Origin of the sequence: Mesorhizobium sp. M4B.F.Ca.ET.089.01.1.1, from assembly GCF_004022605.1 — a bacterium.
Taxonomy (GTDB): Bacteria; Pseudomonadota; Alphaproteobacteria; order Rhizobiales; family Rhizobiaceae; genus Mesorhizobium; species Mesorhizobium abyssinicae.
Map to the genome: position 1 here is coordinate 1 of NZ_RZOS01000143.1, position 12,861 is coordinate 12,861.

General features: G+C 65.8%; 12 protein-coding genes. 10 read left to right on the forward strand and 2 right to left on the reverse strand.

Translation table 11 applies throughout. The annotated features are described in order from the left end of the window. Window positions 1-96 precede the first annotated feature (96 nt). From EN780_RS15640 to xylB, 3 genes are all read left to right on the forward strand, one after another. Window positions 97-720 carry a LysE family translocator gene (locus EN780_RS15640; protein ID WP_128274635.1) on the forward strand — a complete coding sequence of 208 codons (624 nt, stop codon included), beginning with the start codon at window positions 97-99 and terminating at the stop codon, window positions 718-720. Between the two features lie 113 nt (window positions 721-833). Continuing rightward, complete coding sequence (locus EN780_RS15645) at window positions 834-2,156, forward strand: tetratricopeptide repeat protein (protein WP_128274636.1); 1,323 nt, start codon at window positions 834-836, stop codon at window positions 2,154-2,156. An 82-nt stretch (window positions 2,157-2,238) separates the two neighbouring features. Further along, window positions 2,239-3,693, forward strand: coding sequence for a xylulokinase (xylB, locus tag EN780_RS15650; protein WP_128274637.1), 1,455 nt, complete (start codon window positions 2,239-2,241; stop codon window positions 3,691-3,693). Window positions 3,694-3,890: 197 nt separating this feature from the next. Here the strand turns inward: xylB and EN780_RS15660 are convergent, their stop codons facing one another. Further along, window positions 3,891-4,253, reverse strand: coding sequence for a nuclear transport factor 2 family protein (locus EN780_RS15660; RefSeq protein WP_127283457.1), 363 nt, complete (start codon window positions 4,251-4,253; stop codon window positions 3,891-3,893). A gap of 112 nt (window positions 4,254-4,365) precedes the next feature. Here EN780_RS15660 and xylA point away from each other — a divergent pair, with 112 nt between their 5' ends. After that, window positions 4,366-5,691, forward strand: a complete 1,326-nt coding sequence (xylA, locus tag EN780_RS15665; protein ID WP_127283456.1) for a xylose isomerase — start codon at window positions 4,366-4,368, stop codon at window positions 5,689-5,691. A gap of 233 nt (window positions 5,692-5,924) precedes the next feature. Further along, window positions 5,925-6,134 (forward strand): hypothetical protein, encoded by a 210-nt coding sequence (locus EN780_RS15670; protein WP_127283455.1) that lies wholly within the window; start codon window positions 5,925-5,927, stop codon window positions 6,132-6,134. 1 nt (window position 6,135) lies between these two features. On the opposite strand, the gene EN780_RS15675 is transcribed toward EN780_RS15670, so the two are convergent. Next, window positions 6,136-7,116, reverse strand: coding sequence for a GlxA family transcriptional regulator (locus tag EN780_RS15675; RefSeq protein WP_127283454.1), 981 nt, complete (start codon window positions 7,114-7,116; stop codon window positions 6,136-6,138). A 76-nt stretch (window positions 7,117-7,192) separates the two neighbouring features. Between EN780_RS15675 and EN780_RS15680 the strand changes: the two genes are divergently transcribed. The 5 genes from EN780_RS15680 to EN780_RS15700 all read left to right on the forward strand — a co-directional run. Beyond that, a complete protein-coding gene (locus EN780_RS15680; RefSeq protein ID WP_127283453.1) occupies window positions 7,193-8,116 on the forward strand; it encodes a 3-keto-5-aminohexanoate cleavage protein in 924 nt (307 codons plus the stop codon). A gap of 70 nt (window positions 8,117-8,186) precedes the next feature. Continuing rightward, complete coding sequence (locus EN780_RS15685) at window positions 8,187-8,816, forward strand: HD domain-containing protein (RefSeq protein ID WP_128274638.1); 630 nt, start codon at window positions 8,187-8,189, stop codon at window positions 8,814-8,816. Further along, window positions 8,813-9,925, forward strand: coding sequence for a carnitine 3-dehydrogenase (locus EN780_RS15690; protein ID WP_128274639.1), 1,113 nt, complete (start codon window positions 8,813-8,815; stop codon window positions 9,923-9,925). The genes EN780_RS15685 and EN780_RS15690 overlap by 4 nt, the downstream gene beginning before the upstream one ends. 4 nt (window positions 9,926-9,929) lie before the next feature. Then, complete coding sequence (locus EN780_RS15695) at window positions 9,930-11,093, forward strand: acyl-CoA dehydrogenase (RefSeq protein ID WP_127283450.1); 1,164 nt, start codon at window positions 9,930-9,932, stop codon at window positions 11,091-11,093. Between the two features lie 65 nt (window positions 11,094-11,158). Further along, the coding region (locus tag EN780_RS15700; protein ID WP_133372622.1) for an acetate--CoA ligase family protein at window positions 11,159-12,861 on the forward strand (1,703 nt) is incomplete at its 3' end.

Consider the following 12,861-nt stretch of genomic DNA (forward strand, 5'->3'; position numbering starts at 1 on the left):
GGGCTGAACCAGCCGCCCAAACATTTCGAAGATGCCTCTTTACATTCCGGCCGACCCGAGGATTTATCCTTTTCTTTGTGCTCAAGGAGTGAGGAAATGTCCTTCGAGAACTGGGCCGCCTTCGCCGCCGCCTCCACCATCCTTCTCGTCATCCCGGGTCCGACGATCCTTCTGGTCGTCTCCTATGCGCTCGGCCAGGGCTGGCGCACCGCGCTGCCGATGGCGGTCGGGGTCGCGCTCGGCGACTTCACCGCCATGACGCTGTCGATGCTGGGCATCGGCGCGCTACTGGCGGCATCGGCCACCGTATTCACCGTGCTGAAGGCGATCGGCGCCTGCTATCTGATCTATCTGGGCGTCAAACTGTTCCGCGCCGGCGGGGCGCTGAAAGCCGAGCCGCGCACCGACGCGGTGTCCGCGGCCAAGATGATGGCGCATGCCTGGCTGGTCACCGCGCTCAACCCGAAGAGCATCACCTTCTTCGTCGCCTTCCTGCCGCAGTTCCTCGACCGGCATGCCGAGTTCTGGCCGCAGATGCTGATCTTCGAGACGACCTTCCTGGCGCTCGCCTTCGCCAATGCCTTCGGCTACGCGCTGATCGCGGCGCGGGCGCGCAACGTCGTGCGCAACCCGAAAGCGATTCGCATCTTCAACCGCACCGGCGGCACGCTCCTGGTCGGCGCCGGCATTGCCACCATGGCGATGCGCTCGGGCAATTGAAGCGGGCGAAATTCGCCTGCCTTGGCTTTGTCGACATGCGCGACCTGAGCTTGGCGTGCCAGCCCCTATTGGCCTAGGATAGGCCAGTTCCGGCATCTGATGGAGGGCTAGCCATGGCAGTCAGGGACGCTTTCGGGCTGACCTTGTCCGGCGCGACGGAAGCCGGATTGACGGCCTATGGTCGGGCTGTGCGTGAGCTTCAGTGCTTCATCGGCGATCCGGTCGGCTCGGCCGATCGCGCGATCGCCGAGGATCCCGGCTTCGTCATGGCGCATGTGTTCAAGGGCTACCTCTTCGCGCTTGCCACCGAGCGCGAGGCGACGCTCGTGGCCAGGGCATGCCACGAGGCGGCCTTGCCGCTCGCCGCCACGGCGCGCGAGCAGGCGCATGTCGCGGCCCTCGGCCATCTCGCCTGGGGGCGCTGGCACGAGGCCTCCCGCATCCTCGAGGATGTCGCCATCGACCATCCGCTCGATCTCGTGGCGCTGCTGACCGGGCATCAGATCGACTTCTTCACCGGCAACGCCCGCATGCTGCGCGACCGCATCGGCCGCGCCCTGCCGGCCTGGCGAAGCGACATGCCCGGCTATCATGCGGTCCTCGGCATGCAGGCCTTCGGGCTGGAGGAAATGGGCGACTATGCGCGCGCCGAACGGCTCGGCCGCACGGCTGTCGAGATCGAGCCGCGCGACGGCTGGGCGCAGCACGCCGTCGCCCATGTCATGGAGATGCAGAGCCGGCAAAAGGACGGCATCGCCTGGATGCGCGCCAATCCTGACGCCTGGACCAGGGAAAGCTTCCTCAAGGTGCACAATTGGTGGCACCTGGCGCTGTTCCATTACGACCTCGGCGAGGTCGATGAGGTGCTGGCGCTCTATGACGGCCCGATCTATGGCGAGGCCTCGACGATGGCGCTCAACATGGTCGATGCCTCGGCAATCCTGTGGCGGCTGTGTCTTGGCGGCGTCGATGTCGGCGGGCGCTGGACGGCTCTGGCCGACAACTGGCACAAGGCCGGCGGCGGCAACTATGCCTTCAACGATGCCCACGCGATGATGGCCTTCGTCGGCGCCGGCCAGGAGGCGCGGGCGGAGGGCCTGCTCGACGCGCAGGGCGAGGCGATGCGCGGCAACGACGACAATGCGGCTTTCACCCGCGATGTCGGCCATCCGCTGACGCTGGCGATCAAGGCGTTCGGCGAAGCAAATTACGCCGAGGCGGCGCGCCTGATCCGCCCCATACGGTCGATCGCGAACCGCTTCGGCGGCAGCCATGCGCAACGCGACGTCATTGACCTGACGCTGATCGAGACCGCCCTGCGCGCCGGCGATGGACCGCTGGCGCGGGCGCTGACGGGCGAACGCGCCTTTGCGCGGCCGGACAGTCCGCTGTCGGCGCTGTTTTCGCGCCGCGCCGCCGATTTGTCCGAGAATTGACCCGAAGCGGATCTTGGCATAAGAACTGGCCAAGCCAGATTTTTTCGAGATCCGAAAAAATTAATGGCATTGGGAGGACATCATGTATCTCGGCCTCGATCTGGGCACGTCGGGCGTCAAGGCGCTTTTGATCGATGCCGGGCAGACCGTCATCGGCTCCGGCCACGGCTCGCTCGATGTCTCGCGGCCGCATCCCGGATGGTCCGAGCAGGATCCCGCGCACTGGATCGCGGCCTGCGAAACAGCGATTGCCGAGCTCAAGGCCGCGCATCCGAAGGAACTCGCGGCGGTCAAGGGCATCGGCCTGTCCGGCCAGATGCATGGCGCCACTCTGCTCGACGTCGGCGACAAGGTGCTGCGCCCCTGCATCCTTTGGAACGACACGCGCAGCCATGTCGAGGCCGCCGCGCTCGACGCCGATCCGCGCTTCCGCAAGCTCACCGGCAACATCGTCTTTCCGGGCTTCACCGCGCCGAAGCTCGCCTGGGTGAAGAACAACGAGCCCAGGATCTTCGCCAACGTGGCGAAGGTGCTGCTGCCCAAGGATTTCCTGCGGCTCTGGCTGACGGGCGAGCACATTTCGGAAATGTCCGACTCCGCCGGCACCTCCTGGCTCGACGTCGGCAGGCGGCGCTGGTCCGCTGATCTGCTGGCAGCCACGTCACTCGACGAGAAGCACATGCCGTCGCTGGTCGAGGGCACGGCGAAGGCCGGCGCCCTGCGCGCCGAGCTTGCCGCCAAATGGGGCGTTGCGGCCGGCATTCCGATCGCCGGCGGCGCCGGCGACAATGCGGCCTCGGCCTGCGGCATGGGCACGGTCGGCGCCGGCCACGCCTTTGTGTCGCTCGGCACCTCTGGCGTGCTGTTCGCCGCCAACGCCGCCTACCTCCCCAATCCGGCAAGCGCAGTGCACACCTTCTGCCATGCGCTGCCCGACACCTGGCACCAGATGGGCGTTATCCTGTCGGCCACCGATTCGCTCAACTGGCTGTCGGAGATCACCGGCAAAAGCGCCGGCGAATTGACCACCGAGCTCGGCGATACGCTCAAGGCGCCGACCGGCGTTTCCTTCCTGCCCTATCTCTCGGGCGAGCGCACGCCCCACAATGATTCCGCAATTCGCGGATCGTTCACCGGCCTGGCGCACGAATCCGGCCGCGCCGTGCTGACGCAGGCCGTTCTGGAAGGCGTCGCCTTTGCCTTCCGCGACAGTCTCGAAGCGTTGAAAACGGCCGGCACGACACTGACCCGGGTGACCGCGATCGGCGGCGGCTCGCGCTCGCGCTACTGGCTGAAGGCGATCGCCACCGCGTTGCAGGTGCCGGTCGACATCCCTGCCGACGGCGACTTCGGCGCCGCCTTCGGCGCCGCCCGGCTCGGCCTGGTCGCCGCGACCGGCGCCGATCCGCTCGCCGTGTGCACCGCGCCGGCGACCGACGCCACGATCGATCCGGACGGCGGGCTTGGCGGGGCTTTCGCCGACGCCTATCAGCGATACAGGGCGCTTTACCCGGCGATCAGGGCGGCAACCGCGTGAGTATGCGCGAGGCCCCCCTCTCTGCCCTGCCGGCCATCTCCCCCTCAAGGGGGGAGATCGGCAGTTCAGGCGCTTCGCACATTTCTGCAACGCTGGAAATTGGCGAAGGCCGGCGCGACAGCCGATCTCCCCCCTTGAGGGGGAGATGCCCGGCAGGGCAGAGAGGGGGGCCTCGCGCCTCTCCTACCCGACTAGTCTCACTGCGCCGGCACCTTGTCGAGGAAGCCGGTGACGCTCTTCAGGCGGCCGTTCTCGATGACGCCGATGTCGGTCCCTTCGATAACGGGCTCCGTGCCTTCAGGACCGAGATTCCACGAGAAGCGGATCTGATCGGCAAATCCGTCCGGCTGGCCCTTCAGCGAGAAGCGGAACCCGGCGAAGCGCTGCTGCACGCCGTCGATCAGCGCGGCGATGCCTGCGTGGCCGTCGCCCTGCATGATCGGATCGCGGTAGCTGACGTCGCTGGTGAAGGCCGCTTCGAGCAGGGCCTTGCGGCGGCCCGCATCGCTCTCGTTCCAGGCGGTGATGTAGTTCCGGGCGATCGTGTTGAGGTCAGTCATGGTCTTCATCCTTCGTTGGATCGTTTCGACATGACCCTTTTCGGCCAGCGCCAACATGAAACCAATTACGCCTGAGGTAATGGCGGACAGAAACTTGCGAGAGGAAAGAATCATGGGCAGCGGATTTTTCGGCGACATCCAGACGATCAAGTACGAGGGGCCGGATTCGACCAATCCGCTGGCCTACCGGTTCTACAATCCGGACGAGGTGGTCGCCGGCAAGCGGCTGGAAGACCATCTGCGCTTTGCCGTCGCCTATTGGCATTCCTTCGCCTGGCCCGGCGGCGACCCGTTCGGCGGCCAGACCTTCGATCGTCCCTGGTTCGCCAAGCCGGGCGGCATCGACACGATGGAGCTGGCGAAGCTCAAGGCCGATGTCGCCTTCGAGATGTTCTCGCTGCTCGGCGCGCCCTATTTCTGCTTCCACGACGCCGACGTCCGGCCCGAGGGCAAGGACTTTTCCGAGAGCGCCGCGCGCCTCGACGAGATCGCCGACTATTTTGCCGCCAAGATGAAGAAGACCGGCGTCAAGCTGCTGTGGGGCACGGCGAACCTGTTCTCGCACCGCCGCTTCATGTCGGGCGCCGCCACCAATCCCGATCCGGATGTCTTCGCCTATGCGGCGGCGACGGTGAAAAGCTGCATCGACGTCACCAAGCGCCTGAAGGGCGAGAACTACGTGCTGTGGGGCGGCCGCGAGGGCTACGAGACGCTGCTCAACACCGACCTTGGCCGCGAGCAGGAGCAGGCCGGGCGCTTCCTCAGCCTGGTCGTCGACTACAAGCACAAGATCGGGTTCAAGGGCACCATCCTGATCGAGCCGAAGCCCCAGGAACCGACGAAGCACCAGTACGATTACGACGTCGCCACCGTCTACGGCTTCCTCAAGCGCTTTGGGCTGGAGAAGGAAGTGAAGCTCAACATCGAGCAGGGCCACGCCATCCTCGCCGGCCATTCCTTCGAGCATGAATTGGCGCTCGCCAATGCGCTCGGCGTCTTCGGCTCGATCGACATGAACCGCAACGACTACCAGTCGGGCTGGGACACCGACCAGTTCCCCAACAACGTGCCGGAAATGGCGCTCGCCTATTACCAGGTCCTGCAGGGCGGCGGCTTCAAGACCGGAGGCACCAATTTCGACGCCAAGCTGCGGCGCCAGTCGCTCGATCCGCAGGACCTGCTGATCGGCCATATCGGCGGAATGGATGCCTGCGCGCGCGGCCTCAAGGCGGCGGCGAAAATGATCGAGGACAAGGCGCTGTCGGGCCCGCTGGCCGAGCGCTATGCCGGCTGGAGCACGGCCGAGGGCAAGGCGATGCTGTCGGGCAAGCGCACGCTGGAAGAGATCGCCGAGCGCGTGGTCAAGAAGAAGATCGAGCCGCAGCCGCGCTCCGGCCGCCAGGAACTGCTGGAGAACATCGTCAACCGCTATGTGTGAGGGCCGGCGCCGGCCCTATCTATTTGTTCTGGCGCATTCAGGACGGAAAACCTGGAATTGCTCTAACTCAAGCAATTGCTAAGATAAAACGGCTTTGCGCGGGGCAGAAACCGACGACAAGGTTTTGCCCCGCGCCGCCCCTCAATCGCCTCTCTCTTGCCTTCAAACAGCCGTCACGGATTTCGTATAGTGTCGGCTCGTGGCGGGAATCAGGAAGAAGGAGGCGAAACGATATGCAGCACGAACGCGAAATCGACGCCCTGCTCTCATCTGGCGAGGCCGGCTCGATCATCGACCGGCTGATGGCGTTGCCGCACGGCAAGGCCGGTTCGCGCGGCGCGACCGAATGGGATCGCGCGGTCGCCAGCCGCTTCGAGACCCATATTGCAAGACAGATGCGCTCCGAGATCGACAGCGCCAGCACCCGGCAGAACGCCGCGTAGTCTATCCCCGGCGGAGCCTCACCGGCGCTTCGCCGAAAGCCCTCGAAAATGCCCTGGAGAATGCCGCAGCGGAGGAGAATCCCGTGCGCCCGGCAATGTCGGCCATGGCGATCCGCGTGTCGACCACCAGGCGCCGGGCGGCGCTGAGGCGCAGCCGCAGATAATAGGCGCCGGGCGTCTCGCCGATCGACTTGCGGAAGATGCTTTCCAGCGTCCGCGCTGTCACTCCGGCGCGCTTGGCCACGGCGTCGATGGTCAGCGGTTGGTCGACATGCGATTCCATCAGCCGGATCGCCTGCGCCAGCCTTGGGTCGTAGCCGTCGAGCCTTCCGAGCGAGACCAGCGGCTGCGCATCAGTCGCGGCGCGCGCCTGGTCGTAGATGAACACGCTCGCCACATCGAGCGCCACGGCCATGCCGAGCCTGGTCCGCACGAGATGCAGCATCAGATCGAAGGTCGGCGAGGCGCCGCCGGAGGTGAAGACAGGCCCGTCGATGACATACCGGTCCGGACGCACGTCGACGCCCGGGAAGGCGGCGGAAAAATCCTCCATGTCTTCCCAATGCGTGGTGGCGCTTCGCCCTTCAAGCAGGCCGGCCCGCGCCACCAGCCAGGTGCCGGCCTCGACGCCGCCGCAAGCGCGGGCCGCACGTGCTGCCCTCCGCAACCCCGCAAGCAGCGCCGACGTGGCATAATTCTGCGTGCCGAAGCCGGCGACGACGACCAACACATCGGTCGGCTCCGCGGCATCGAAGCGGCCGCTGACCGCCACCGGCAGGCCACAAGTCGTGACCGGCGCCTCACCCGTCACCGAAACCAGCTTGAAGTCGAACAGCGTCTCGCCGGAGATGCGGTTGGCGGCGCGCAGCGGGTCGACGGCCGAGGCCACGCACATGATCGACGAACCGGAGAACACCAGGAACGTCACCTTGAGCGTTTCGTGCTCGGCGCGAAAGATCGTCGGCTTTTCGCTTTTAGTCATGTCAGCTTCGTAAAGCGCAAAACAGTTTCCGGCAAGTCGGTCATTGTTGGGTCTGTCTTGATTGGGAGGAAGTCCAATGCCGCTCGCAATGAACCGTGAGGTCTTCATTACCTGTGCCGTGACCGGGTCCGGCGGCTCGCAGGACCGCAGCCCGCATGTGCCGCGCTCGCCCAAGCAGATTGCCGATTCGGCGATCGACGCCGCCAAGGCGGGTGCGGCGATCGTCCACTGCCATGTCCGCGATCCCGAGACCGGCAAGCCCAGGCGCGACATCCATCTCTACCGCGAGGTGACCGAGCGCATCCGCGAGGCCAATGTCGACGTGGTGCTCAACCTCACCGCCGGCATGGGCGGCGACATGGTGTTCGGCTCGCCGGAGGCGCCGCTGCCGCTCAACGAGAAGGGCACCGACATGGGCAGCGCCACCAACCGCATGGAGCATGTGCGCCAGTGCCTGCCGGAGATCTGCACGCTGGATTGCGGCACGATGAACTTCGCCGAGGCAGACTATGTGATGACCAACACCCCCGGCATGCTCCGCGCCATGGGCGGCATGATGACGGCGCTCGGCGTCAAGCCGGAGATCGAGGCCTTCGACACCGGCCATCTGTGGTTCGCCAAGCAGCTGGTCGAGGAGCAGGTGCTGAAGCCGGACGCGCTGGTGCAGCTCTGCATGGGCGTGCCGTGGGGCGCGCCCGACGACCTCAACACCTTCATGGCCATGGTCAACAACGTGCCGTCGACCTGGAACTGGTCGGCCTTCTCGATCGGCCGCAACCAGATGGCCTATGCCGCCGCCGCGGTGCTGGCCGGCGGCAATGTCCGCGTCGGCCTTGAGGACAATCTCTGGCTGGACAAGGGCGTGCTGGCGACCAATGCGCAGCTCGTCGAGCGTGCTGCGAGCATCGTCACCAATCTCGGCGCCAGGATCCTCGGGCCGGAGGAAGTGCGCAAGAAGCTCAACCTCACCAAGCGGGCGCCGATCGCAGCCGGGGCATAAGCATGATCCCGAAAAGTGGGAGCCGGTTTTCGGGCAAGATCATGCTCAAGCAACACATCGGGAGCTGACCATGGCTACCGTCAAATTCACTGCGATGAAGGATGGCGACAGGGAAGACTACGAATTCCTGACCGTCCATGAGGTCGACTACGCTGCGAAAACCGGCGAGCGGCTGCTCGACGCGCTGGTGCAGCTCGACGAGGGCCTCTCCGGCTACAAGATCACCCGGCTCGGCCATTCGCTGCAGGCTGCGACGCGGGCCTGGCGCGACGGCGCCGACACTGACTGGATCGCCTGCGCGCTGCTGCACGACATCGGCGATATCTACGCGCCCTACAATCACCACGAATACGCGGCCGCGATCCTGAAGCCGTTCGTGCGCGAACAGTGCACCTGGGTGGTGGAGAAGCACGGCGATTTCCAGCGCCTCTATTACGCGCATCATCTCGGCGGCAACCGCGACGCCCGTGACCGCTTCGCCGGCCATCCCTACTTCGACGACTGCGACCGGTTCTGCGAGCGCTGGGACCAGTCGAGCTTCGACCCCGATTACGACACGCTGCCGATCGAATTCTTCCGGCCCTTCGTGCTCGAGGTCTTCGCTCGCAAGGCTTACGACCCGGCCGTGATCCGCGCCGGCGAGCGTGTGCCGCTTACCGATCCCGAAACAGCCAAGACCAGAACCGGAGCTTCCGCATGAGCATCATCAACAAGGCAGCCGCCATCGGCGGCGGCGTCATCGGCGCCGGCTGGGTGGCGCGGCTTCTGCTCAATGGCATCGATGTGTCGATTTTCGATCCGGATCCCGATGCTTCGCGCAAAGTGGGCGAGGTGATGAAGGGCGCCCGCCGCGCCTATAAGCAGATGCTGCCCGGCGGCCTGCCCAAGGAAGGCAGGCTCACCTTCGCCAAGACCATCGCCGAGGCGGTCGCCGACGCCGATTTCATCCAGGAAAGCGTGCCGGAACGGCTCGACCTCAAGCACAAGGTGCTGGCCGAGATCGACGCCCATGCGCCGGCCAACGCCATCGTCGGTTCGTCGACCTCCGGCATCAAGCCGACCGACATGCAGGTGGCGATGAAGAAGCACCCGGAGCGGCTGGTCGTCGGCCATCCGTTCAACCCGGTCTATCTCCTGCCGCTGGTCGAGATCGTCGGCGGCGAGCAGACCTTCCCGGGGGCGATCGAGGTTGCCAAGGAGCTCTATGCCTCGATCGGCATGAAACCGGTCGTGGTGCGCAAGGAGATCGAGGCCTTCGTCGGCGACCGCCTGCTCGAAGCCGCCTGGCGCGAGGCGCTGTGGCTGGTCAAGGACGGCATCTGCACCGTCGAGGAGCTCGACGACATTATGCGCTATTCCTTCGGCTTGCGCTGGGCGCAGATGGGCATGTTCCAGGTCTACCGCGTCGCTGGCGGCGAGGCCGGCATGCGCCACTTCATGGCGCAGTTCGGCCCTTGCCTGAAATGGCCGTGGACCAAGCTGATGGACGTGCCGGAGTTCAACGACGAGCTGGTCGACCTCATCGCCACCCAGTCGGACGAGCAGGCGCATGGCCTGTCGATCCGCGAGCTGGAAAAGATCCGCGACGACAATCTGGTCGCCATCATGGAAGCGCTGTCGAAGCAGAACAAGGGCAAGGGCTGGGGCGCCGGCGCGCTGCACAAGGACTATACCAGGCAGCTCGCCAAGCTGGCGGCAAAGAAGCCGGTCTCCAAGGCGGCCGAGAAGGCCAAGGCTGCCAAGCCGGTGAAGAAGGCCGTGAAGCCGGCAAAGGCCGAAAAGTCGAAGAAGAGCAAGAAGAAGGGCTGAGGCGATGGATTTCGGTCTTTCCGAGGAACAAAAACTGATCGTCGAGACGACGCGCGCCTTCGTCGAGAACGAACTTTACCCGCATGAGAGAGAGGTGGAGCGCACCGGCGTGCTGCGCCGCGAGCTTGTCGACGAGATCAAGGCCAAGGCGATCGAAGCCGGCCTCTACGCCGCCAACATGCCGGCCGATGTCGGCGGCGCGGGCCTCGATACGGTGAGCTGGCTGCTCTACGAGAAGGAACTCGGCCGCGCCAACTACGCGCTGCACTGGACCTGCGTCGCGCGCCCGTCCAACATCCTGCTCGCCGGCACGCCGGAGCAGCGCGAGAAATACCTCTTCCCCTGCATCCGCGGCGAGAAATGGGACTGCCTCGCAATGACCGAGCCCGGCGCCGGCTCCGACCTGCGCGGCATGAAGGCCACCGCCGTCCAGGACGGCGACGACTGGGTGTTGAACGGCACCAAGCATTTCATCAGCCATGCCGACATCGCCGACTTTGCGATTTGTTTCATGGCTTCCGGCGAAGAAGATTCGCCGCGCGGCAAACGCAAGAAGATCACCGCCTTCTTCGTCGACAAGGGCACCAAGGGTTTTACGGTGCGCGACGGCTATCGCAACGTCTCGCATCGTGGCTACACCAACGCCATTCTCGAATTCGACGATTGCCGGCTGCCGGCGAGCCAGGTCCTTGGCGAGGTCCACAAGGGTTTCGAGGTCGCCAATTCCTGGCTGGGCGCCACCCGCCTGCAGGTCGGCGCCACTTGCCTCGGCCGCGCCGAGCGCGCGCTCGGCCATGCCATCGAATATGCAGCGCAGCGCCAGCAGTTCGGCCAGCAGATCGGCAAATTCCAGGGCGTGTCGTTCAAGCTCGCCGACATGGCGACCGAATTGAAAGCCGCCGACCTGATGGTGTTCGAAGCCGGCTGGAAGTACGATCAGGGCACCGTCACCGACCAGGACATGGCCATGGCCAAGCTGAAGGCTACGGAGATGCTGGCCTTCGTCGCCGACGAGGCGATCCAGATCCATGGCGGCATGGGGCTGATGGACGACCTGCCGCTGGAGCGCATCTGGCGCGACGCCCGCGTCGAGCGCATCTGGGAAGGCACTTCGGAGATTCAGCGACATATCATTTCGCGGGCGCTGCTGCGTCCGTTCGGGGCTTAGGGCATGATGTGCCCCAAACCGGGGTCCGGTTTGGGGGAAGATCATGCTCAAACGAAAAGATGACCATGCATAAACTCGAACGTCTCCTGCGCCCGAAGTCCATAGCCGTGTTCGGCGGCGCGCAGGCCGCCGCCGTCGTCGCGCAATCGATCAAGATGGGCTTTGCCGGCGAAATCTGGCCGGTGCATCCGACAAAGGACGAGGTCGCCGGGCGCAAGGCCTACCGCTCCGTCGCCGACCTGCCCGGCGCGCCGGACGCCGCCTTTGTCGGCGTCAACCGCCATCTCACCATCGAGGTGATCAGGGAACTGGCCGAGCGCGGCGCCGGCGGCGCCGTCTGCTTCGCCGCCGGCTTCCTCGAGACCGAGGCCTATGACGAGGACGGCGAACGGCTGCAGGCCGAGCTCGTCGCAGCCGCCGGCCAGATGCCGATCATCGGTCCGAACTGCTATGGCCTCATCAACTATGCCGACGGCGCGCTGTTGTGGCCCGACCAGCATGGCGGTATCAGGCTGCCCGACGGCGGCAAGGGCGTCGCCATCATCACCCAGTCGTCCAACATCGCCATCAACATGACGATGCAGAAGCGCGGCCTGCCGATCGCGTTCCTGATGACCGCCGGCAATCAGGCGCAGACCGGCCTCTCGGAAATGGCGCTCGGCCTGATCGAGGATGAGCGCGTCACATCGCTCGGCCTGCACATCGAGGCTTTTGACGCAGTAGCCGGCTTCGAGCGGCTGGCGGCCAGGGCCCGCGAGCTGAAGAAGCCGATCATCGCCATGAAGGTCGGCCGCTCGGAACAGGCGCGGCAGGCGACGGTGTCGCACACCGCCTCGCTCGCCGGCTCGGATGCCGCCTCGGGCGCGTTCCTGAAGCGGCTCGGCATCGCCCGCGTCGATTCCATTCCGGCCTTCATCGAGGCGCTGAAGCTCCTGCACATCACCGGGCCACTGCCCGGCTACAAGCTGTCTTCGATGAGCTGCTCGGGCGGCGAGGCCTCGGTGATGGCCGACAGCGCCGAAGGGCGCTGGGTGCATTTCCCTGCACTAACCGACAAGCACCGCGCCCATGTCAAATCGACGCTCGGGCCGCTAGTCGCGGTCGCCAATCCGCTCGACTACCACACCTTCATATGGAACAACGAGCCGGCGATGACGGCGACCTTCACCGCCATGGTGTCGGGCGGCTTCGACCTCAACATGCTGGTGCTCGACTTCCCCCGTCCCGACCGCTGTTCGGACACCGACTGGTGGACGACGCTGCGCGCCTTCGAGGCGGCGCTGAAGACCAACAGCGCGCAAGGCGCGATCGTTTCCTCGCTGCCGGAGAACCTGCCGGAGGAATACACCGCCGGGCTGATGGCGCGCGGCATGGTGCCGCTGTTCGGCATCTCGGAAGCCATGGATGCCGCGCAAGCCGCCGCCTTCATCGGCTGGGCCTGGCGCGAGCCCGAGGCGCAGCCGGTCGACACGTCTGCTTCCGGCGTCGCCAGCGGCGGCCATGTCACGCCCGACGAGGCCGAGGCCAAGGCGCGGCTGATCAAGGCCGGCCTGCCGGTGCCGAAGGGCGAGCGCGCCGCCAATGCCGTCGAGGCGGTGATTTCGTCCATGGCGCTCGGCTTCCCGGTGGCGCTGAAGGCGCTGGGCGTCACCCACAAATCGGAAGTCGGCGCGGTGATCCTCAACCTCAAGGATGCCGAATCCGTCAGCAATGCCGCCCATGACCTCCTGCCGCTCGGCACCGGCCTTTATGTCGAGCGCATGGTGCG

What these genes read in the sequence shown, in the direction of transcription:
- EN780_RS15680 (WP_127283453.1), top strand. Translation starts at nt 7,193, where the DNA reads ATGCCGCTCGCAATGAACCGTGAGGTCTTCATTACCTGTGCCGTGACC.
- EN780_RS15640 (WP_128274635.1), top strand. Translation starts at nt 97, where the DNA reads ATGTCCTTCGAGAACTGGGCCGCCTTCGCCGCCGCCTCCACCATCCTT.
- EN780_RS15645 (WP_128274636.1), top strand. Translation starts at nt 834, where the DNA reads ATGGCAGTCAGGGACGCTTTCGGGCTGACCTTGTCCGGCGCGACGGAA.
- EN780_RS15695 (WP_127283450.1), top strand. Translation starts at nt 9,930, where the DNA reads ATGGATTTCGGTCTTTCCGAGGAACAAAAACTGATCGTCGAGACGACG.
- EN780_RS15675 (WP_127283454.1), bottom strand. Translation starts at nt 7,116, where the DNA reads ATGACTAAAAGCGAAAAGCCGACGATCTTTCGCGCCGAGCACGAAACG.
- EN780_RS15660 (WP_127283457.1), bottom strand. Translation starts at nt 4,253, where the DNA reads ATGACTGACCTCAACACGATCGCCCGGAACTACATCACCGCCTGGAAC.
- xylA (WP_127283456.1), top strand. Translation starts at nt 4,366, where the DNA reads ATGGGCAGCGGATTTTTCGGCGACATCCAGACGATCAAGTACGAGGGG.
- EN780_RS15670 (WP_127283455.1), top strand. Translation starts at nt 5,925, where the DNA reads ATGCAGCACGAACGCGAAATCGACGCCCTGCTCTCATCTGGCGAGGCC.
- EN780_RS15685 (WP_128274638.1), top strand. Translation starts at nt 8,187, where the DNA reads ATGGCTACCGTCAAATTCACTGCGATGAAGGATGGCGACAGGGAAGAC.
- EN780_RS15690 (WP_128274639.1), top strand. Translation starts at nt 8,813, where the DNA reads ATGAGCATCATCAACAAGGCAGCCGCCATCGGCGGCGGCGTCATCGGC.
- xylB (WP_128274637.1), top strand. Translation starts at nt 2,239, where the DNA reads ATGTATCTCGGCCTCGATCTGGGCACGTCGGGCGTCAAGGCGCTTTTG.